Origin of the sequence: Kribbella qitaiheensis (genome assembly GCF_014217565.1) — a bacterium.
In the GTDB taxonomy this organism is placed as follows: domain Bacteria; phylum Actinomycetota; class Actinomycetes; order Propionibacteriales; family Kribbellaceae; genus Kribbella; species Kribbella qitaiheensis_A.
On the sequence record NZ_CP043661.1, the window covers coordinates 2,476,594 to 2,496,437 of the forward strand.

21 protein-coding genes and 1 pseudogene are annotated in these 19,844 nt (G+C 67.9%); 14 read left to right on the forward strand and 8 right to left on the reverse strand.

The genetic code is table 11. The features are described from left to right. Positions 1-385: 385 nt before the first annotated feature. The 4 genes from F1D05_RS11265 to F1D05_RS11280 all read left to right on the forward strand — a co-directional run bounded on the left by F1D05_RS11265 (position 386) and on the right by F1D05_RS11280 (position 2,486). Positions 386-877, forward strand: coding sequence for an HIT family protein (locus F1D05_RS11265; RefSeq protein ID WP_246486600.1), 492 nt, complete (start codon positions 386-388; stop codon positions 875-877). After that, positions 870-1,544 (forward strand): DUF6624 domain-containing protein, encoded by a 675-nt coding sequence (locus tag F1D05_RS11270; RefSeq protein WP_185447441.1) that lies wholly within the window; start codon positions 870-872, stop codon positions 1,542-1,544. Before F1D05_RS11265 ends, F1D05_RS11270 begins: the two co-directional genes overlap by 8 nt. 336 nt (positions 1,545-1,880) lie before the next feature. Continuing rightward, positions 1,881-2,294: a helix-turn-helix domain-containing protein gene (locus F1D05_RS11275; RefSeq protein WP_185447443.1), complete on the forward strand. Its 414-nt coding sequence runs from the start codon at positions 1,881-1,883 to the stop codon at positions 2,292-2,294. A gap of 30 nt (positions 2,295-2,324) precedes the next feature. Next, on the forward strand, positions 2,325-2,486 hold the full coding sequence (locus F1D05_RS11280; protein ID WP_185447445.1) for a hypothetical protein: 162 nt from the start codon (positions 2,325-2,327) through the stop codon (positions 2,484-2,486). Between the two features lie 260 nt (positions 2,487-2,746). On the opposite strand, the gene F1D05_RS11285 is transcribed toward F1D05_RS11280, so the two are convergent. Further along, a complete protein-coding gene (locus F1D05_RS11285) occupies positions 2,747-3,043 on the reverse strand; it encodes an MGMT family protein (RefSeq protein WP_185447446.1) in 297 nt (98 codons plus the stop codon). A 78-nt stretch (positions 3,044-3,121) separates the two neighbouring features. Then, complete coding sequence (locus tag F1D05_RS11290; protein WP_185447448.1) at positions 3,122-3,961, reverse strand: TIGR03560 family F420-dependent LLM class oxidoreductase; 840 nt, start codon at positions 3,959-3,961, stop codon at positions 3,122-3,124. A 358-nt stretch (positions 3,962-4,319) separates the two neighbouring features. Between F1D05_RS11290 and F1D05_RS38795 the strand changes: the two genes are divergently transcribed. Further along, positions 4,320-4,523, forward strand: coding sequence for a hypothetical protein (locus F1D05_RS38795; RefSeq protein ID WP_206686173.1), 204 nt, complete (start codon positions 4,320-4,322; stop codon positions 4,521-4,523). A 42-nt stretch (positions 4,524-4,565) separates the two neighbouring features. Here the strand turns inward: F1D05_RS38795 and F1D05_RS11300 are convergent, their stop codons facing one another. Next, a complete protein-coding gene (locus tag F1D05_RS11300) occupies positions 4,566-4,832 on the reverse strand; it encodes a DUF2277 domain-containing protein (RefSeq protein ID WP_185447449.1) in 267 nt (88 codons plus the stop codon). Positions 4,833-4,909: 77 nt separating this feature from the next. Here F1D05_RS11300 and F1D05_RS11305 point away from each other — a divergent pair, with 77 nt between their 5' ends. After that, positions 4,910-5,554 (forward strand): TetR/AcrR family transcriptional regulator, encoded by a 645-nt coding sequence (locus F1D05_RS11305; protein ID WP_185447450.1) that lies wholly within the window; start codon positions 4,910-4,912, stop codon positions 5,552-5,554. Next, positions 5,551-6,354 (forward strand): maleylpyruvate isomerase family mycothiol-dependent enzyme, encoded by an 804-nt coding sequence (locus F1D05_RS11310; RefSeq protein ID WP_185447451.1) that lies wholly within the window; start codon positions 5,551-5,553, stop codon positions 6,352-6,354. The genes F1D05_RS11305 and F1D05_RS11310 overlap by 4 nt, the downstream gene beginning before the upstream one ends. 70 nt (positions 6,355-6,424) lie before the next feature. Here the strand turns inward: F1D05_RS11310 and moeZ are convergent, their stop codons facing one another. The 3 genes from moeZ to F1D05_RS11325 all read right to left on the reverse strand — a co-directional run bounded on the left by moeZ (position 6,425) and on the right by F1D05_RS11325 (position 11,707). After that, positions 6,425-7,615, reverse strand: a complete 1,191-nt coding sequence (gene moeZ / locus F1D05_RS11315; protein WP_185447452.1) for an adenylyltransferase/sulfurtransferase MoeZ — start codon at positions 7,613-7,615, stop codon at positions 6,425-6,427. 237 nt (positions 7,616-7,852) lie between these two features. Further along, the gene (locus tag F1D05_RS11320) at positions 7,853-10,495 is read right to left on the reverse strand and encodes a Calx-beta domain-containing protein (RefSeq protein WP_246486601.1); all 2,643 of its coding nucleotides are present in this window, start codon (positions 10,493-10,495) and stop codon (positions 7,853-7,855) included. A 387-nt stretch (positions 10,496-10,882) separates the two neighbouring features. Further along, entirely contained in the window at positions 10,883-11,707 is an 825-nt protein-coding gene (locus F1D05_RS11325; protein ID WP_246486602.1) for an alpha/beta fold hydrolase, read from the reverse strand. Between the two features lie 158 nt (positions 11,708-11,865). On the opposite strand from F1D05_RS11325, the gene ligD reads away from it, so the two are divergent. From ligD to F1D05_RS11345, 4 genes are all read left to right on the forward strand, one after another. After that, positions 11,866-12,792, forward strand: a complete 927-nt coding sequence (gene ligD / locus F1D05_RS11330) for a non-homologous end-joining DNA ligase (RefSeq protein ID WP_185447455.1) — start codon at positions 11,866-11,868, stop codon at positions 12,790-12,792. Between the two features lie 119 nt (positions 12,793-12,911). Next, complete coding sequence (locus F1D05_RS11335; protein ID WP_185447456.1) at positions 12,912-13,541, forward strand: TetR/AcrR family transcriptional regulator; 630 nt, start codon at positions 12,912-12,914, stop codon at positions 13,539-13,541. A 228-nt stretch (positions 13,542-13,769) separates the two neighbouring features. Beyond that, on the forward strand, positions 13,770-13,997 hold the full coding sequence (locus F1D05_RS11340; RefSeq protein WP_185447457.1) for a DUF3107 domain-containing protein: 228 nt from the start codon (positions 13,770-13,772) through the stop codon (positions 13,995-13,997). 213 nt (positions 13,998-14,210) lie between these two features. Then, positions 14,211-14,489: a GlsB/YeaQ/YmgE family stress response membrane protein gene (locus F1D05_RS11345; RefSeq protein WP_206686174.1), complete on the forward strand. Its 279-nt coding sequence runs from the start codon at positions 14,211-14,213 to the stop codon at positions 14,487-14,489. 209 nt (positions 14,490-14,698) lie between these two features. Here F1D05_RS11345 and F1D05_RS11350 read toward each other — a convergent pair whose 3' ends face one another. Next, on the reverse strand, positions 14,699-15,388 hold the full coding sequence (locus F1D05_RS11350; protein ID WP_185447459.1) for a ferritin-like fold-containing protein: 690 nt from the start codon (positions 15,386-15,388) through the stop codon (positions 14,699-14,701). A 399-nt stretch (positions 15,389-15,787) separates the two neighbouring features. On the opposite strand from F1D05_RS11350, the pseudogene F1D05_RS11355 reads away from it, so the two are divergent. The 3 genes and pseudogenes from F1D05_RS11355 to F1D05_RS11365 form a co-directional block, all read left to right on the forward strand. Then, positions 15,788-16,903: pseudogene (locus tag F1D05_RS11355) on the forward strand (DEAD/DEAH box helicase); the annotation flags it as partial. 271 nt (positions 16,904-17,174) lie between these two features. Further along, complete coding sequence (locus F1D05_RS11360) at positions 17,175-17,927, forward strand: hypothetical protein (protein WP_185447461.1); 753 nt, start codon at positions 17,175-17,177, stop codon at positions 17,925-17,927. A gap of 201 nt (positions 17,928-18,128) precedes the next feature. Next, on the forward strand, positions 18,129-19,088 hold the full coding sequence (locus F1D05_RS11365) for a DUF4349 domain-containing protein (protein ID WP_246486604.1): 960 nt from the start codon (positions 18,129-18,131) through the stop codon (positions 19,086-19,088). On the opposite strand, the gene F1D05_RS11370 is transcribed toward F1D05_RS11365, so the two are convergent. After that, a complete protein-coding gene (locus F1D05_RS11370; RefSeq protein ID WP_185447464.1) occupies positions 19,085-19,843 on the reverse strand; it encodes a ParA family protein in 759 nt (252 codons plus the stop codon). The two genes, F1D05_RS11365 and F1D05_RS11370, sit on opposite strands and share 4 nt — an antisense overlap. Position 19,844 lies beyond the last annotated feature (1 nt).

Here is a 19,844-nt window from a genome sequence, read left to right on the forward strand (position 1 = left end):
AGCCCCCAGGCCAGCTCCCACCTACCCCAGGGACGGCGCTCCTACGTCGCGCCTAGATGAAGGCGAGGTGGTCGCAGCTGCTCGGCTATCGCTGAAGCCTCGCCTGCGGCATGGACGCCTTTGTGCACCGGCTGAGTATTCGGGGCCGATTGCATGCTCAGGCCGCGCACAAAGGCCCGGAGTGACCGGGTCGATTGCCTGCCTATGTGCATCCGGTGAGCGTTCTCCGCCGGCGGAATGCTCAGCCAGTGCACAAGGACGCCCGAACCGCGGGCAGGTAGTGGGCAACGAAACCGTCTGGTGGCGGTCCCAGGGGTGAGTGTGGGCACGGTCTGTTCAGGCAGCTGTTTTCTGTCCGCCGGGAAGGCAGCGGGAGCGTGGCAAGGTGGTGGTTCTCGTCTTTGGGGTTGGTGTGTTCAATCATGAGCCGGTTGATTATCGGTGTCCGTTCTGTTTGGTGGCGTCTGGTGGTGAGGATGAGGTGACTGCGCAGGACGATCTGGTGCTGGAGTCGGTGGGGGCGTTTGCGTTTGTGTCGTCCCGGTGGTGGCCGAACAACAAGGGGCAGGTGTTGGTCGCGCCGCGGGCGCATCACGAGAATCTGTACGATCTGCCGGCCGCCGACGGGTACGCGGTACATGATCTGGTTCGTGAGGTCGCGGTTGCGATCCGGTCGACGTACGGGTGTAGCGGGGTGTCGACGCGGCAGCACAACGAGCCTGATGGACATCAGGACGCTTGGCATCTGCATGTCCATGTCTTTCCTCGCTACCGCGGCGACAACCTTTATGGCACGCGCCATCTAGAAACCACGGCTACGCCCGACGAGCGAGCGCCGTACGCGCAAAAGTTGCGGAGGTACTTCGCCGATGCATGAAGAGTTGCGAAGCGAGTTGCTCGGGCGGTTGGACGCCGACCGTGCGGCGGTGGCGGCGCTCCTCGCGTCAGCCGACGAGTACCGCGAATCGTTTGCCTCCCGACCGGAAGCGGCTGCCAGCATTGTCTGGCCCTACGGGCTGCTCGAGTGGGCACCTGCCGAGACCGCACCTGCCACGGTTCGCCGGGTGATCACCGTCGTCCACGAGAACACCAAGTGGCTGGGGCAGATCATCACCCAGTACGGGTGGCCGGGGAGGTCGCTCGTCGGTGAGGACGGGGCCGACGCGGCCTGGCTGATCCTCCAGCACGTCGGCTCCGGCGTGCCGACCATCGGAACCCCCGAGGGCCTGGCCTTCCAACGCACCTGCCTGCCGATTCTCGAAGACGCCGTACTGAAAGGCGAAGCTCACCCTCGCCATCTGGCCCACCTCGCCGACAACCTCCACGCCCGAGCCGACGAGCCGCCGGAGTTCGCAGTACTGATTTCCGCGTACTCCGTCGTCGACGGCCAAGCAGTCTTCACCCACCCAACCGACCTGGCCGCGATAGACCGCCGCCGAGCCGAGATCGGCCTCTCCCCCTTCGCCGAGGACGTCCGCCGCCGCTCCCTCGCCGAGCCCCAATCACCCACAGGCGCACATCGAATAGAGCCCTGGGCCCGCTAGCCGATCGTTCGAACATTTCGGCTGTTTCGGTTATTTCGGATAGAATGCGGCTGAAGGGGGTGGGTCGTGGCCATCAGGAAGAGCGCCAAGGTCAGCGTCGCAGCGGAGCCAGGGACCAGGAAAAGGGCGAGCTCTGCTGCACGCAAGCACGAGGCGGGCGTTGAGCAGCCTCGTGTTCGGGCAACTGGTTCGGCACCCGCCAAAGTCGCCGGGAGAGGTTCGTCAGCGGCCAAGCTCCCCAAGAGGCCAGGTCGCATCGTCGCCGTCAAGCACCCGGCGCGGCTGCGAAGGACCGCGGCAGAGGAAGTCGCGGCACCGCCGAAAGATGGTCTCGTCGTGCCGGTCACCGAGCCGGAGCCGGATCTGCTCAAGAAGATCGACCGGATCATCAACCGAGGTTCCGAAGTGACGCTGGTCCATGGCAGGTCGAGCGTGGAGGTGACAGGCGAGGCGCTGGCGGCTTTGCGGCAGATCGTCGCCGCGCTCAATGCCGGACCGCTCAGCCTGCTCATCGGGGACAGCTGGGACACAGAACTGACCAGCCAGGAAGCCGCCGACTTGCTGAACGTCTCACGGCCGTACGTCGTGAAGCTTGCGCGCGAAGGCAAGATTCCGCATGTCCGGGTGGGCAACCGGCACAGGTTCTTGCTGTCCGACATCCAGGAACACGGTCGGCGTCAGCGCCTCGATCGCGAGCAGGCACTGGCATCGATCGCCCCCGAAGATGGCTATTCGGACGAGGACTTCTGACACGTGCCGGCCCCGCATCCCACGCCGTCGGTGGGTGCTCTCGATGCATGCGTACTGATTCCCGCCGGCCTGCGGGACCTCCTGCTTTCCTGCGCGAACGAGGCCGTCTTCAGGCCCGTCTGGCAGGACGAGATCCTCGACGAAGTCCGCCGGGAACTCGACCCGTCTCCTGGTGGAGCGGTCATTTGGTGACTGAGAATGTGCGCGACTTTCCGGCCGCGTCCTGTCCGGCAGGCAAGCTGTCGTCGAGCCGGACCAGTTCCTGCTGGACCGGCTGGCCGATGTTCCAGCGATGGTTCGCGGGGCCGTCCAGGGGATGTCGAATCGCATGAAGTACCCCAAATTGTCACCGGCGGATCTCGCCGGCCTGATGGCGAAAGGCCGGTACGTGCCCGGGTTCGGCGAGAAGGTGGCCGAGCTGTTCTTCTCCTGAGGTGGAGGAGTCGCGTGGGCTAGTCGTTGGGGGTCCAGCGGGATTGGTGGAGGTTTACTTTGCCGTTGGTTACTCGGACGCCGTCGCCGCGGAGGAGTTCCAGTTGGGTGTCGCCTACTTCTTCGGCGGGGATGCCGCTGGCTCGGATCACGCGCCACCAGGGGACACCGCCGCCGTACTCGCGCATGATGGCGCCGACCTGACGGGGGCCGCCTTGGCCTACGTAGGCGGCGATGTCGCCGTACGTCGCGACGGTGCCGGGCGGGATCGACTCGACGGCCAGCAGGACTGCTTCTACGTATTCCTCCCTGTCCACGCCACGAACGGTATCCGCCCGCACCGACAAAGAGAGGGTGCGGGCGGCCTACAGGTCAGGTGGCGGGCTGCGTTCTTACTAGGCCAAAGAGGCCAGGGCCTTGGCCAGGGGTTCTACTGCCGAGGGTGGGGCGTCCAGGGGAAGGTTCATGACGACCAGGTCGACGCCTGCTTCGCCGTAGGCGGCGGCGTCGGCGACGGCCTTGTCGAGGGGTTGGTCGGGGTCGATGCGGACGTTGACCGAGCAGGTGATCTCGGCGGGGTCGCGGCCGAGGTCGGCGCAATGGCCGAGCAGGATCTCCTTGAGCGGGGTCCATTCCTCGGGGTTCGGCACGATCACGTTCCACTGCTGGGCCCAGCGGGCGACCGCGCGCAGGGTGCGCTTGGGGCCCTTGCCGCCGATGGTGATCGGCGGGTGCGGGGTCTGGACGGCCTTCGGTTCGCAGTACGCGTCGGTGAGCTTGATGTACTGACCGTCGAAGTTCGCGACCTTCTGGGTGAGCAGCGCGACCATCGCCTCGACGCCCTCGTCGAACCGGTCGAAGCGTTCCTTCAGCGGCGGCAGGTCGATCCCGTACGCGTCGCACTCCAGCTGGTTCCAGCCGGCGCCGATGCCGAGTTCGAGGCGGCCGCCGGAGATGATGTCGGTGGTCGCGGCCATGTTCGCCAGGACTGCGGGGTGCCGGTAGATCATCCCGCTCACCTGGCAGCCGACCCGGATCCGCTTGGTCGCCTGAGCCAGTGCCGCGAGCGTGGTCCACGCCTCCAGGTTCGGGCCGGCCATGTCGCCGCTGAGCGGGTAGAAGTGGTCCCAGTGCCAGGCCGACTCGAAGATCTCGAACTCGTCCGCCGCGATCCAGACGTCGCGCATCTGCTGCCATGTCGTGTGCTCGGGCCTGGTCTTGATCGCAAACCGCATCGCAGTTCCTCCTGGGTAAAGGCTTTCCGGCAGCTCGGACCCTACTCCTCCACCCCTGAGCCGCAGCCTCTCCAAATGCTGGGCGCGACGGGGCTGTGGGTGGCGATAATCGGGTCGGTGACTACTTCACATCAAGGCTGGGGAGCTGTCGAGCGGCTTGATGCCGGCCGGATGGTGGCCGGGCTCGAGCGTGAGGCCGGGGTGCGGCTGGTTGTCGAAGGGTTCTGTTCCGGGGGTGAGGTCGGGGCGGCCTATGTCCGGTGGGAAGACGGGCGGCGGTCGGTGTTGAAGTGGCGGCCGCGGTCGACTGTCGAGGAGATGCGGGGGTCGCTGGCGGTTGTCGACGTACTCCGATCCGTTGGTCACTCTTCGCTTCGGCGCCCACAATTCCGGCCCGGCGATCGAGCAGAGGCTGGACGAGCTCCTCGACGGTTTCCCGCCCGCCGTGCTGCGGCCCATGTGGGCGCACATGAGCCTGCGGATGACCGACTGGGCGATCCGGCACTTCAGCGCCGCCGAGGTCGACCACTGGCTCGACCTCGCCGAGCAACGAGTCGCCTGAGCGTAAGTCCTCAACCACCGGCGGCATGGCGGGTGGAGCGGGTCAGTCGAGGCCGAGACGAGCCCGTACTTCGGGTCTGCGTAGCGGGGGCACGGTCTGCGGCGGCACCCGGCGGTCCGGCATCTCGGCCAGCAACTCCTCGGTGATCCGGGCCACCTCGGCGGCGGCGCGCTCGATCGGACCGCGAGTGGTCGCGCTCAGGGAGCCGACCCCGGTCACCTTGCGCACGTACTGCAGGGCAGCCGCGTACACCTCTTCGGAGGTCGCCGCCGGCTCTAGTCCACGGAGAACGGTGATGTTTCTGCACATACTCCGACAGTACGTCCCGGCGGGGACAAATCTACGAGGTGTTGACATACCTAATGCCATTAGGTTTTCCTTAGGTCATGTCGACATCACAAGACCTCGACCGCCGTGGACGCCGCCGCCAGCAGACGATCGACGAGATCCTCGACGTCGCCGTGGCGTTGATGGAGTCCGAGGGCGTCGCCGCCCTGAGTCTGTCCGCGGTGGCCCGCCAGGTCGGCATGCAGCCGCCCTCGCTCTACCAGTACTTCGCTTCCAAGATGGCGATCTACGACGCGCTCTTCCAGCGCGGCGCCGAGCAGGTCTGCGGCGCGCAGCGCGCCGCCCGGGCCGCCGCAACCACGACGGACCAACTCCGGCTCGGGCTGATCGGAGTCACCGCGTTCGGCCAGTGGTGCATGGAGAACCAGGTTCTCAGTCAATTGCTCTTCTGGCGCACGGTTCCGGGGTTCGAGCCGTCGCCGGAGGCCTTCGCCCCGGCCCAGGACATGGTGGAAGACCTTCGGAGCAACCTGCGGGCCGCGGTCGAGGCCGGGCAGCTCGAACCCACCGCGGTCAGCGAAGAGGGGATCGCCCTGTTCACGGCGATGACGGCCGGTCTGTTGTCCCAGCAGATGGCGAACGAGCCCCACGCGACGTACGAGGAAGGCCGGTTCACCCGGCTGATGCCCGTCGTCGTCGACATGTTCTACGAGCGGTACAAGCCAACCAGGGGGAAGACATGAGCACCACCACGTTGCATGCCCGGGACATTCCCCGGGCCGACCGAGCCACCACCCGCAAGCACCGCGACGCCGAGATCCAGTCCTGGCGTGACTTGATGGACTCGCTGGACGAGGCCGACTGGCGCCGTAGTACGGTCTGCACCGAATGGGATGTGGCCGACATCGTCGGGCATCTGTGCGGGCAGGCCGAGGACGTCAACCGGCCGTGGTCCTTCCCGCTCCGGGACCGCCGGGCACGGCGCGACTACCCGGCCATCGGACTGCTCGACGCGCACATGCTGGTCCAAGCGGACGACCACCGCGGTACGCCGCCGGCCGAGTTGCAGGAGCGATTCGCCAGGCTGTGGAGGAAGGCGACGCGGACGATCAGCCGCAATCCGGCGCTGATCCGGCGGATACAGATGAAGGTCGAGGGCATGCCGGGCTTCGACAAGCTCGAACTCGGCTACATCCAGGACATCCTGCTCGCCCGCGACCTGTGGATGCATCGCGACGACGTGTGCCAAACGCTCGGTCGCACCTTCGACGCCGGCCCGTACGCCGAGGAGCTGATCGCGCAGGTGATGCTCGACGTTCAGGACGGCCCGTTCTGGAAGGGTGCTCCGGTCGAACTGATCCTCACCGGCCAGGGCGGCGGCAGCTATCGCCTTGGCGAAGGCGATCCGATCGCCACCGTCCGTACGGACGCGGTCGGCTACATGCGCACCGTGTCAGGACGCGATGACAACCCTCGAGTCGAACTGCTCGAAGGCGACCAGCTGGGCGCCGAAGCGGTCGCCACTTGCCGGATGCCCTTCTAGCCAACGGCAGACGGGACCAGCGAACCCCTCGGCTCCGGAGGAGTGAGCCGAGGGGTTCGTAAGTACGGAATCAGTACGTCGGTTGCGACGGATCGATCTGGTCGACCCAGGCGACGACGCCGCCGCCTACGTGGACCGCGTCCGAGAAGCCGGCGCCCTTGGCGATGGCAAGGACCTCGGCGGAGCGGACGCCGGACTTGCAGTGGAAGACCAACTGCTTGTCCTGCGGGAGCTGCTCGATGGCGACACCGGTCTGGAAGTCGGCCTTCGGGATCAGCACCGAGCCCGGGATCCGGTTGATCTCGTACTCGTTCGGCTCGCGGACGTCGATCAGGACGAAGTCCTTCTCGCCGTTGTCCTTGAGCTTGATCCACTCGCTCAGCTGCTTCACCGAGATGGTCGAACCGACGGCCGCGTCGGCCGCTTCCTCGGTGATCGCGCCGCAGAAGCTCTCGTAGTCGATCAGCTCGGTGACGGTCGGGTTCTCGCCGCAGATCGCGCAGTTCGGGTCCTTGCGAACCTTCAGCGCGCGCCAGTTCAGGTCGAGGGCCTCGTAGATGTTCAGCCGGCCGAGCGACGGGTCGCCGATGCCGGTGAGCAGCTTGATCGCCTCAGTCACCTGGGCGGCGCCGACGGACGCGCAGAGCACGCCGAGCACGCCACCCTCGGCGCAGGACGGGACCATGCCGGGCGGCGGCGGCTCCGGGTAGAGGCACCGGTAGCACGGGCCGTGCTCGGCCCAGAACACGCTGACCTGGCCGTCGAAGCGGAAGATCGAGCCCCAGACGTACGGCTTGCCGAGCAGCACCGCGGCGTCGTTCACCAGGTACCGGGTGGCGAAGTTGTCGGTGCCGTCGACGATCAGGTCGTACTGCTCGAAGATCTCGAACACGTTGTCGTTGTCGAGGCGCACCTCGTGCAGGACGACGTTCGTGTACGGGTTCGCCTCGAGGATCGACTCCTTGGCCGACTGGGCCTTGGACTTCCCGATGTCGGACTGGCCGTGGATGATCTGGCGCTGCAGGTTCGACTCGTCGACGGTGTCGAACTCGACGATGCCGAGCGTGCCGACACCGGCCGCGGCCAGGTACAGCAGCGCGGGGCTGCCCAGACCGCCGGCGCCGATGACCAGCACCTTGGCGTTCTTGAGCCGCTTCTGGCCGGCCATCCCGACCTCGGGGATGATCAGGTGCCGGGAATACCGGCGGACCTCGTCGATGGTCAGCTCAGCGGCCGGTTCGACCAGCGGTGGCAGTGACACGGACAACTCCTCGTCAGCGGGAAAACGTGCGGCACGACTTACAACCAGTCGCACCTCCCCCATGTTCCCGCACGCTTCCAGCACACCCCACCCAGGTCCGCATCCCAAGACATTCATCCCGTACTACGGACAGCCGGGCCGGCGCCGGCGATCGGGTGCAGGTGCGGGAAGGCGTGCGGCCGGGGAACGCAGCAGCGCCCGGAGCTGGCTGCTCCGGGCGCTGCTACCAGCGATGGATCAGTCGTTGTCGGTGATGGTCCCGGTCAGGGACAGTGGGAGCTTGATCTCGGCCCCGCCGGCCTCGGTGAGCTCGACCCTGAAGGTCTCGGTCGGCTCCTTGACCTTGTCGTCGACCAGCTTCACCTCGATCACGCCGGTCGTCTGGCCCGGTTCGAGGTAGCCGTCGATGTAGTCGATCGGCTGCGGCTCGCTGCCGTCGTCGTTCGGGTTGAGGAAGTCCTTCCCGATCACCGCGGTGCCGTTCTTCAGCGTGCCCGAGACGAAGACGTAGTCGTCGCTCGGCGCCGACAGCTTGATCGGGAACTTGAGCGAGCCCGCGTTCTCCGCGGCCGTCGCCGGGCCGATCGTCATCGTCGGCGTCGGGTCGTCGTCGATCACCGTGCCGTACCCGAACGACGCCGCCAGCAACGCCTGCTTCGGCGCGGACAGCACCAGACTGAACTCTGCGTCCGCACTGTCACGGGTATTGCCGGTGATCGCCACGGTGATCCTCTTCCGGGTCTGGCCCGGCTTGAAGACGAGGTGCTCGGCAACTGCACCGACAGAGCTGCTCAGGTTGCCGTTCGTCTCGGCGTACACGCTCACCGCGACGGGGCTCGGACGCGACATCGTCACCCAGAAGTCGACGTTCTTCGTGCCGCTGTCGCCTTCGGGGATCCTGCCGATGCTGGACGCCGACAGCTGCGGCAGCCGCGACGGCGCCGACTTGCCGAGGTCCGGCCTGGAGAAGGCCAGATCGCTGATGAACACCGATCCGGAGGCGACCTTGTCGGTCCGCAGCTCGACCGCCCGGACGTCGCGCAGGTTGATCCCCTTCAGCGAGCTGGTCGGGATCCGGACCGTCCGGAGCAGGTTCTTCGGCAGCCCGCTGTCGTTCGAGCCGGGCATCCGCACCAGTGCGTCGCCGAGGCTGGAGGCCGGAATCGAGACCGACTTGCCCTTGCCGTCGATGACCACGACGCTCAGGTCGGTCTTCGGTGCGCCCGCCGGGTCCGGTGCCGCCCGGAACGACAGTGCGGAGTACCGCCGGACGTCCCGCTGGGCCGCGGTCAGGTTGACCCGGACCGCACCGTTCTTGCCCGTCCAAGTCAGCTTGGTGACCGCCGTCGTCGGGGTCTTCGCGGCGAGATACGCCTCGATCCAGTGCGGTGACTGTGCACTGTCCTCGCTCGTCACGCACTTGGCCGTGTCAGCGACAGCCCGACCGGCAGGTGCGTCCACACCCGCACACACCGTCGCCTTGGCGTTCCCGGTGACCGCTCCGGCCTTCAGCGCCTGGTCGAAGTGGTTCAGGTCCCGCCTGCTTCCGGCCGGCGCCTGCGATACGACCCGTACTACGGAGTTGCCGGCCGACGCGGCCCGGCTGTTCGATCCGTCGAGCAGCCCGTAGAACTGGGTCTCGTGGCCGAGCTGTAGCCGGAAGAAGCCGACCACGTACGCCGTACCGACGGCTTGCTGCTGCTTCGGCGTCAACCGGCCCGCGTACTTCGCACCGCACGGTGACGCTTTGTCGTCTTCGCCGTACCAGTCGTCGTTCGAGGGCGCCTCGGACTGACCCGGGGTCCACTCGGTGTTGAAGAAGTTGTGGTTCGCGCCGAGCACCGTCACGGTCGATCGCGGCGCGGTGTCGCCGGTCACGGAGTACCGCGTGTCGTCGTAGAACTTCTGGCCCTGCAGGTCGGAGACGTCGCCGTCGCAGTACGGCAGGATGACGCTCATCGCGACGCCGGGCACCGTGGCCCGGGCGAAGTCGGTCGGCGCCAGCGGCAGTACTGCGCGGATCCCGTACTTGCCACCGCGGTCGGCGTTCAGCACGGCCGCGCGGGCGACGCCTTCGCCACCACGCGAGTGACCCATCAGGCCGACGTTGGTCAGATCCACCTTGCCGACGAACTTGCTCCCGAACGGACCGCCGCCGAGAGTGGACCACTTCTTCCACAGATCGAGGTGGTCCAGGATCAGCTCCGCACGCGCCTGGGCGCCGGTGTCGACGACGCCGCCGTCATACGCGTTGATGGCGTCCGCACTGATCGACACCACCTGATACCCGTTGCTGGCGAGCGCCTTCGCGGCACCGTCGTACCCGCGGTAGCTCGGGACCATCTTCTCCCCCCGCGCGCACGGCCAGGGCTTGTCCGACGGCTCGGTCGCCTCGCCGTAGCAAACCTGGTGCCGGCCGTGCAGGAAGATCACCAGCGGCCTGGCGCCGGCCACACCCTTGGGCGAATAGACCTTGCCCCGTACTTCGGACTTCTGGCCCAGGCCCGGCAGATAAACCGCCTCGTCACCCAGGTTGTACTCCGCGGTCTCGACCGCGTATCTGCCGGCGGCACCGGGGTCGGCCGCCAGCAGCGGGCCCTTCGGCGCCTTCAGCCAGTCGGCGTCGGTGGGTCCACCGGCGAGACGGCCGCGCTTGTTCTTCTCGTCGTCGGTGCCGTCCGTGGACCACACCAGCTTCACGTCCTTGGCCTTCAACAGCGCCGGATCCGAACTCACCACGGTGGCGGTCAGCCGATCCGGTGACTGCCGGGCGATCCCCACGGTCTTTCCGTCGACGGCGATCAACGGCAGCGCGTCTCGCAACGGCGCCGGCGTCGTCAGCCGCAATGTCAGTTGATATCCCCCAGCAACCTTTTGCACCTTCCAGCCTTTGCCTTTGGCAACCGGTCGTAGAGCGCCGTTGGCAAAGACTGGTGGTGCAGTGGTTACGGCCTGGGCCTGGCCGGCGGGTCCGAGCAGTGTGCCACCCAGTAGCACGACCGCAAGCCCCAGACTTCCGAATACCCGCACAACGATCCTTTCGTCAGCAGACAGATCAATTCGACTGACTCCCGGGTTTGGCGGCGGGTTGTCGAGAACAGCGAAGTCGGCCCAAGATCATCCCCCGGGATGATCTTGGGCGCCCAGATGGCTACCTGAGGAGGTGCCATCGGTCTCGCCGGGCTGTTAGTACGTCAGTCGACGCCAATCGTGCCGCCGGGTGGCCGCGCGGATGTGCGGATCAGATGCCAGCTTCGTTGCAATAGCTCACGCGATCAGCTGGCGGAAGGCCTTCTCGACGAGCTCGGGGTGTTCCATCTGGGCGACATGGCCGGACCGCGGGAGATAGAGCAGCCGGGCATCGGGGAACGCGCGCTGGGCCTTGGTGCGGATCCGGGCATCGACCAGGCGGTCCTTGCCGCCGTAGATCAGCTGCACCGGGACCTGGACCTTGGCCACGTCCACCCACAGCGAGCGCCGCGGCGGCGCGAGGTAGGAGAGCATGATGCTGCGGGCACCGTCCAGGGTTGCCTGCGCCCCCCACGGCTGTTCGTCGCGCCGGTGCAGCTCGTCCTCGTACACGGTTCGGAGCTCGGGCGGCAGCGCACGAGGATCACCGAAGACCATCGACAGGCCGGTCTCCAGCCGCCGGTCGAACGGGATCCGCTTGGTCCGGTCGAGCACCATTCTGCCCAGCCGGGGAATCGCCAGCGCGGTGAACCAGACCGCGGTCGCCGATGGCCGGGGATGTGGCAACGCCGGTGAGATCAGGGTCAGCGACGCGACCTGCCGCGGACGCAATGCCGCCAGGGCGACCGCGACCGCCCCGCCCATCGAGTTCCCGAACACGTGCGCCGGCTGGTCGAACTCGGCGTCCATCAGCTCACCGAGCAGGGCCGCCTGCTGCCGGATCCCACCGATGCCCGCGAGTGGCGGCGTCCGGCCGAAGCCCGGCAGGTCCGGCGCGAGGCCGCGGACCGTGTCGTTCAGCAGCAGCCCCAGAGCGGTCCAGTTCAGCGACGAGCCGCCGAGCCCGTGCACGAACAGGGCGGGTGGAAGGTCTTTGGCCGCCCCCGGCACGTCTCTGACCAACAGTTCGACACCAGCGACCCGCACTGTTCGCGCCGGCCATTCCTGCGCCCCCAACGGCACCGTAGCGCCGGTTACTGACCCGTAACTTTCCACGAAAGCCATAGTAGGCCGCTTCTCGACGGAGCGATTTGAGCGAATGACACTGGACACTGGGAGACATGGCAGCCGGACAGACGCAACTGACCACCGAGGTCGACGGGCAGACGATGAAGCTCACCAACCTCGGCAAGGTGCTCTATCCCCAGACGGGGTTCACCAAGGCCGAGGTGATCGACTACTACCACCAGGTGGCCTCGCTGCTGCTGCCACACCTGTCGGATCGGCCGCTGACCCGCAAGCGCTGGCCGGACGGCACCGGCGCGGCGTACTTCTTCGAGAAGAACGCTCCTCGGGGTACGCCGGCCTGGGTCCGCACGGTGACGCTGCCGACCCCCGGTAGCTCTACCGGGCGGGACGAGGCCGACTTCGTCGTGGCGGACGACGTCCAGACCATCGTGTGGCTCGCCAACCTGGCCGCGCTCGAACTGCACGTCCCGCAGTGGCGGATCGGACTCTCCGATGACGGCAAGACGCCGACCGCCGACCTGATCGTGTTCGACCTCGACCCGGGTCCGGGAGCGACCATCGTCGAGTGCTGCGACGTGGCCCTGGCGCTGCGCGAACTGCTGAACCATTTCGGCCTCGAAGGCTGGCCGAAAACCTCCGGAAACAAGGGGATGCACCTCTACGTGCCGATCGAGCCGGCGACGTCCCGCAGTACCAGCGCGTTCGCCAGGCAACTGGCCGAGCAGCTGGCCGAGGCGTTGCCGGAGAACGTGACCGCGAACATGACGAAGGCGCTCCGGCCCGGCAAGGTGTTCATCGACTGGAGCCAGAACGCCGGCGCCAAGACCACGCTCGCGCCGTACTCGCTGCGCGGCGCCGAGGAGCCGCGGGTCTCCACGCCGATCGACTGGGACGAGGTGGCCGCGGCGACCTCGGTGGAAGAACTCACCTTCTTGCCGGCCGACGTGCTGGCCCGGATCGAGGAGTACGGGGACGTGCTCGAGGGCCTGTACGACGACCCGCGACCATTGCCGTCCTGACCGCCTGATCGAGGCTGATCCGTCTGTCGAGCGGACGCAGGTGACTACCGCTAGGTAAGATTCAGTTCAACTACCCGGGGCCGTGCCGGCCGCTGGACCGCAAGACCGAAGGAGCCGACGTGTCGACGACACCCGAGACTGCGCCCAAGCGCGGCAGCCGCCTGCCGCGGCTGGCCCGCCGCGCGCAACTGCTCGAGGCGGCCCAGGAGGTCTTCGTGGCGAACGGCTATCACGCCGCCGCGATGGACGACATCGCCGATCGCGCCGGCGTCTCGAAGCCCGTCCTGTACCAGCACTTCCCCGGCAAGCTGGACCTGTATCTGGCACTGCTGGACAGCTCGTGTGAGGCCATTGTCGCCTCCGTCCGGGAAGCGCTGCGGTCCACCGAGGACAACAAGGAGCGGGTCGGCGCGACCATCCACGCCTTCTACGAGTACGTCGCGAACGCCCAGGGCGCGTTCCGGCTGGTGTTCGAGTCGGACCTGACCAACGAGCCCGCGGTCCGCGAGCGGGTCGACCGGGTCACCCACGCGTGCGCCGAGGCGTGTTCCGAGGTGATCAGCGCGGACGCCGGGCTGAACAAGGAACAGTCGATGGTGCTGGCCGTCAGCCTGGTCGGGATGGCCCAGGTCAGCGCCCGCTACTGGCTGGCCGCCGACAACCCGTCGCTGGCCCAGGAGCAGGCCGCCGACCTGGTCGCGAGCCTGGCCTGGCGTGGCATCCGCGGTTTCCCCCGCACCGAAGCCTGACCGGACAACAGAAGCCGCCCGACGTACTGGCCCACATCACCAACTCCGTACGGCGCGCCGCCGCTTCGCACGTCTGTCTGCTCCCCCCATCCATCGCCTTCCCTTGTTTTCCCCGCTCTCGGGTTGTTCTGCTCTGGGCGGACTGGTGAGAGCGGGGGGCCGGCAACGGATAGGCTCGAATCGGGTACCGGCGAGAGCCGCCGGTCGGAACGCGCCCGGGAGGGTTTCGTGGAGGTCAAGATCGGCGTCCAGCACGCCAATCGCGAGTTGGTGCTGGAAAGCGAACTGAGCCCGGCCGAGGTCGAGCAGGTCGTGGCGGACGCGTTCAGCGGTAAGAGCAACCTGTTGTCCCTGACCGACGAGAAGGGCCGCAAGCTGCTGATTCCGGCCGACCGGCTGGCATATGTCGAGATCGGTGAGGTCTCCAGCCGCAAGGTCGGCTTCGGCGCCATCTGAGCGCCTCACAACCCCGTCCCAGAGCCGGCCCGGTACTGATCACAGTGGCCGGCTTCGGGGTCGGGTTGACAACGGTTCGGCACCCGGCCGCGTGTCCCTGTTGCGGAGTGCGACGAACTGAGGACGATGAGGGTTAGACCTGCGGGTCTGGTGGTCTGTTTAGCCCAGGGCACCAGGGTGACTGCAGGTCAGTCATCCCTCTAGGAGGAAACCGTGTACTGGGTCTGGATGCTCATCGTCAGCCTCATCGCCGGCATCATCTTCGGGCCGCTTGCCCGTCTGGTGCTCCCCGGCAAGCAGAACATCAGCCTCGGCTGGACCATCCTCGGTGGCGGCATCGGTGCCTTCATCGGTGGTCTGATCGCCAAGGCCGTCGGCGTCAAGGACACCAGCGGACCGGACTGGACGCAGTACCTGATCCAGATCGTCTGCGCGGTGATCGTGGTCGCCATCATCGCCGGCTATCAGGGCCGGTCGAGATCCACTGCCTGACCAACCTCACCTCAGCGGCCGCCACCCCACCCGGGGCAGGCGGCCGTTGTGCTTTAGGGGGTCTTGCGTCCGAAGAGGTGAGGGTTCTGCCCCTCTGCCATTCGGACGCGACGTCACCCCCGACAGCGCGCGGCATCACGCCGGCGCTTGCGTCCGAAGCTGTGAGGGGCAGGACCCTCGGAGGTTCGGACACAAGCGATCGGGGTGGGTCAGGCCTGGAGGCCGAGGGCGTTCATTCGGGCGGTGTGGGCCTCGGTTAGGCGGGTGAACATGCGGCCGATGGCGGCTAGGTCGAGACCGGGGCGGTCGACGCTGCCGGCCAGGAGCGCGGCCAGCGGGTCACGGTCGGCGGCGATCCGCTGCGCCTGGCTGAGTGCCTCGCCGACCAGCCGACGACCCCAGAGCGCGAGCCGGCCACCCAGCTTCGGGTCCTCCTCGATCGCGGCCCGGACCCGGTCCACCACGAACTCGGCCTGACCGGAGTCCGCGAACACCTCGAGCACGAGCGCCCGGGTCTCCGCGTCGACGTACGCCGCGACCTCGCGGTAGAAGTCGTTCGCCAGGCCGTCGCCGACGTACGCCTTGACCAGGCCCTCGAGCCAGTCGGACGGCGCGGTGTGGTCGTGGAAAGCGTCCAGTGGCGTGACGAACGGCTGCATCGCGTCCATCGGGTCCACCCCGAGCGCGACCAGCCGGTCCCGGAGCTGGACGAAGTGCCCGAACTCGGTCGTTGCCAGCTGCGCCAATTGGGCCTTGTCGTCGAGCGTCGGCGCGAGCTTCGCGTCCTCGGCGATCCGCTCGAACGCCGTCAGTTCGCCGTACGCGAGCACGCCCAGCAGATCCACCGCCGCGGCCCGGTAGGCGGGATCATCAAAGGCCGTCAGCTCACTCACAGACATCCTCGCTTCGCTGCGGTGTCTGCGAGGCACGAGTCGGGCTGTCTTGATTGATTCCCTCGCGTTGCTCGGTCATGGGTCGCACCATATCGGGCCAGCGGTAGCCGGGGTGGAATCCGCGCGAGGCGGCCGTGGCGGGTATTCCCGCTACACTGGGGGGTGTTTCGCCGGTGACGCGCCCAGATGGGCAGCTGGTGCGAGCCGCTTGCACAGTGTCCCGCGCCGTGAAATTCGAGGGTGGATCGTTTCGATCCGCCCCTGGCGCCCGGCCCTGCTGCAACTGTCCGCACAAGCATGTGAGAGGCGATCAGCCTGACCACCTTCCGTGAGCTCGGCGTCCTGCCCGAGATCTGCGACGCGCTCGATCGCGTCAACATCGTGGAGCCTTTTCCGATCCAGGAGATGACGCTTCCCATCGCACTGATGGGGACCGACCTGATCGGCCAGGCCCGCACCGGTACCGGTAAGACCCTCGGGTTCGGTATCCCGCTGCTGCAACGCACCATCTCCCCCGGCGAAGCCGATTACGAGGAGCTGGCCGCGCCCGGCAAACCGCAAGCGCTGGTCGTCACCCCGACCCGCGAGCTGACCATCCAGGTCGCCAAGGACCTGACCACCGCCTCCACCGTGCGGTCGGTCCGGATCCTCACCATCTACGGCGGGGTCGCCTACGACCCGCAGCTGGACACCCTGAAGTCCGGCGTCGACGTCGTCGTCGGTACGCCGGGACGGCTGCTCGACCTGGCCAACCGGGGCGTCCTCGACCTGTCCCACATCAAGGTCCTCGTCCTCGACGAGGCCGACGAGATGCTCGACCTGGGCTTCCTGCCCGACGTCGAACGCATCCTGCGCAAGACCCCCGAACTGCGCCAGACGATGTTGTTCTCGGCAACCATGCCGTCCGCCGTCATCACCTTGGCCCGGACGCACATGCGGCACCCGCTGAACATCCGCGCCGAGTCGCACGACGACTCGCAGATGGTTCCAGCCACCGCGCAGTTCGTCTACCGCGCGCACGACCTGGACAAGCCGGAGGTGGTGGCCCGCATCCTGCAGGCCGACGACCGCGGCCGGGTGATGATCTTCTGCCGGACCAAGCGGGAGGCCTCCCGCCTCACCGACGACCTGATCGACCGCGGCTTCAAGGCAGCGGCGATCCACGGTGACCTGAACCAGCAGGCTCGCGAGCGGGCGCTGACCAGGTTCCGTGGGGACAAGGTCGACGTGCTCGTCTGTACCGACGTCGCCGCCCGCGGTATCGATGTCGAGGGCGTCACGCACGTCATCAACAACACCTGCCCGGAGGACGAGAAGGCCTACGTGCACCGGATCGGCCGTACCGGCCGGGCCGGCGCCAGCGGCATCGCCGTCACCTTCGTCGACTGGCCGGACATCGTCCGCTGGAAGACGATCAACAAGGCCCTCGACCTTCCGTACGAGGACCCGCAGGAGATCTACTCCACCTCCCCGGAGCTGTACCACGATCTCGGTATCCCGTCCGAGGCGAAGGGCCGGATCAAGCCGGGCCCGCCCGGCCGAGGACAAGCCGGCCCGGGACAGGCCGGCCCGCCGTTCCGACAGCGACCGCGGTGACCGTGGCGAGTCGCGCGGCGAGCAGTCGCGGGGTGAGCAGTCGCGGGGTGAGCACAAGGGCGGCGAGCACAAGGCCGATGGCGACGGCGGCGAGCGGTCGAACCGGAAGCGGACCAATCGCAACCGGCGACGTACCCGCAGCGGCCGTACGGTCGAGGGCGAGGCAGCGGCGACGCAGCCGAAGTCCGACGACGACGTGACCGCGAAGACCGTGGTGCCGCCGACGGCCGAGTCGTCGACCGAGGCCGCCGAGGCGTCGCGCGAGCGCAAGCCCCGTCAGCGCAGCCGCCGCCGTACGTCGAGCTCCACCGATGCCGCCGCGACCACGGAGGCTCCGGCCACCGAGGTCGTCGAGGCCAAGGCCGAGGTTGCCGAGAGCAAGGTCGAGTCCGTCGAGGCTCCGGCCGAGGACAAGCCGAGGGCGACCCGGACGAGGAAGCGGGCCACCAAGGCCGTCACCGAGACCACCCCCGAGGTCAGCGCCGAGGCGCCGGCCAAGGCGAGCGCCAACGAGACGTCCGCCAAGGCGAGCGTCGAGGCACCCGTCAAGGCGAGTGGCGACGAGGCACCCGTCAAGGCGAGTGGCGACGAGGCTCCCGTCAAGGCAACTCGGACCCGGAAGCGTGCCACCAAGGCCGTCGCCGAGACCACTCCCGAGGTCAGCGCCGAGGCGCCGGTCAAGGCGAGTGGCGATGAGGCGCCCGCCAAGGCGCCGAGGAAGCGTGCAACGAAGGCGACCGCCGAGGCCAAGCCTCAGGTGAGCGACGACGCCCCGGCGAAGCCGGTCAAGACGAGCAGCGACGAAGCCCCGGCCAAGAGGACGCGGAAGCGCGCTGTCAAGGCGACCGACGCGCCGTTCGCGGCGGAGGCTGCTGCCGAGGAGAAGCCGAAGCGGGCCAAGGCCGCCAAGGTCTCCGCGGTGGTTCCGACCTTCACGGCGCCGGAGTAGCGCAGTACGGCGCCGGAGTAGCGCAGTACGGCGCCGGAGTAGCGCAGTACGGCGCCGGAGTCACTCAGTACGGCGCGGAGTAACGCAGTACGAAGCGAGACCGGTTCGTGGCTGAACGGTGACCGGTCTCGCGCAACGAACACCCTCACCTCACCCGTCCTAGATCAGAACGTTGACCATCGGGTGGGAAGAGGTGTGGCGATGACGAGGACGCGTATCACGGCCGCGGCAGCAGGAGTGATCCTGGCCGCGGCCGTACTGCTGTCCGCCTGCAGCGCAGGCGACGCAGGCAACAGTTCCGGCGACACGCAAGGAGCTGCTGTACCGGCGCCGGAGAAGGCGCAGGGAGATGCCTCACAGGCGGACGGCAAGGCGCCACAGTCCGGAGGCGGCGCCGCCGACCAGCCGGCGGTGACCCGGGCGATCATCAAGACCGGTTCACTCACGGTCGAGGCCGACGACGTGGATGCCCAACGCCAGAAGGCGGGCACCATCGTCACCGGCCTGAACGGTCAGGTCGCGACGGAGGATTCCGGCAGCGACGCCGACGGCCGGATCACCCGGGCGAACCTGGTGCTGAAGGTGCCGACCGCGTCGTTCGAGAAAGCGATCCAGCAACTCTCCGGACTCGGCAGGCGGACCGCGATCCACCAGGAATCCACCGACGCGACCGAGGCCGTGGTGGACGTCGCGAGCAGGATCTCCACGCAGCGGGCCGGCCTGGAACGGATGCGGGCGTTGCTCACGAAGGCGACGACGATCGGCGAGATCGTCGCCGTCGAGTCCGAGCTGACCCGGCGTGAGTCCGACCTCGAGGCGTTGCTCGCCAAGCAGAAGGCGCTGGCGGGCCAGACCGAGCTGGCGACCCTCAGCCTGATCCTCGCCGAACCAGGCAAGGCCCCGGTGGTGGAGAAGGACGACACCGGATTCCTGGCCGGCCTGAAGGGCGGCTGGCACGCTTTCGTCGCAACCCTCACCGTTCTGCTGACGGCCCTGGGCGCCCTGCTCCCCTTCCTGATCGCCCTCGCCCTGATCGGTGTCCCGCTCTGGCGCTACCGCCACCGCTTCCGCAGGACTCCGGTTCCGGCGACAGCAACCGCCGGCGGCTCCGCGCCGGGCGCTGGTGTGCTGCCCCCACCGAAGTACCGCGACCCGAGCTAGAGCAGGTTGGCGGCGAGCTTTCGGTAGGCGTCGGCGCCCGCAGTACGGGAGGCGGTGCTCAAGATCGTCCGGCCGATCGCGGGCGCCTCGGCGAAGCGGATCGACTTGGGGATCGCGGGAGCCAGGACGGTCAGCTCGTACACCTCGGCGATGGTGTCCAGGACAGCGCGGGCGTGGGTCGTGCGGCCGTCGTAGAGGGTCGGGAGTACGCCGAGGACCTGCAGGCCGGGGTTGGTCAGCTGCTGGACATCGTGGATGGTGTCGAGCAACTGGCCGACCCCGCGGTGCGCCAGAGTCTCGCACTGCAAGGGAATCAGTACATCGGATGCCGCCGACAACCCGTTCACCGTCAGCAGACCGAGCGTCGGTGGGCAGTCGATCAGGATCCAGTCGTACGCCGATCGCAGCGGGCGCAGCGCGGTACGGACCATCTGCTCCGGTCCGCTCTCGGCCGCCAGCCGGACGTCCGCCGTCGCCAGCTCGATCGTGGCCGGCAACAGGTCCGGGCCCTCGTCGGTGCCGACCAGCACGTCGCGCGCCTTCACCCCGCCGAGCAGGACGTGGTGGATCGATTTGTCCAGGTCTTCGGGATCGATGCCGAGCGAGAACGTGAGGCAGGCCTGGGGATCGAGGTCGACCAGCAGCACGCGCTGACCGAGCTCCACCAGGGCAGCTCCGAGTGAGGCAACCGTGGTCGTCTTGGCCACGCCGCCCTTCTGGTTGGCAACCGCGAGTGTGCGAGGCACGGTCGTCATT

Coding starts and splice junctions, on each gene's coding strand:
- F1D05_RS11270 (WP_185447441.1), top strand. CDS start 870: ATGCATGAAGAGTTGCGAAGCGAGTTGCTCGGGCGGTTGGACGCCGAC.
- F1D05_RS11290 (WP_185447448.1), bottom strand. CDS start 3,961: ATGCGGTTTGCGATCAAGACCAGGCCCGAGCACACGACATGGCAGCAG.
- F1D05_RS11300 (WP_185447449.1), bottom strand. CDS start 4,832: ATGTGCAGAAACATCACCGTTCTCCGTGGACTAGAGCCGGCGGCGACC.
- F1D05_RS11305 (WP_185447450.1), top strand. CDS start 4,910: ATGTCGACATCACAAGACCTCGACCGCCGTGGACGCCGCCGCCAGCAG.
- F1D05_RS11310 (WP_185447451.1), top strand. CDS start 5,551: ATGAGCACCACCACGTTGCATGCCCGGGACATTCCCCGGGCCGACCGA.
- ligD (WP_185447455.1), top strand. CDS start 11,866: ATGGCAGCCGGACAGACGCAACTGACCACCGAGGTCGACGGGCAGACG.
- F1D05_RS11350 (WP_185447459.1), bottom strand. CDS start 15,388: ATGTCTGTGAGTGAGCTGACGGCCTTTGATGATCCCGCCTACCGGGCC.
- F1D05_RS11365 (WP_246486604.1), top strand. CDS start 18,129: ATGACGAGGACGCGTATCACGGCCGCGGCAGCAGGAGTGATCCTGGCC.
- F1D05_RS11370 (WP_185447464.1), bottom strand. CDS start 19,843: ATGACGACCGTGCCTCGCACACTCGCGGTTGCCAACCAGAAGGGCGGC.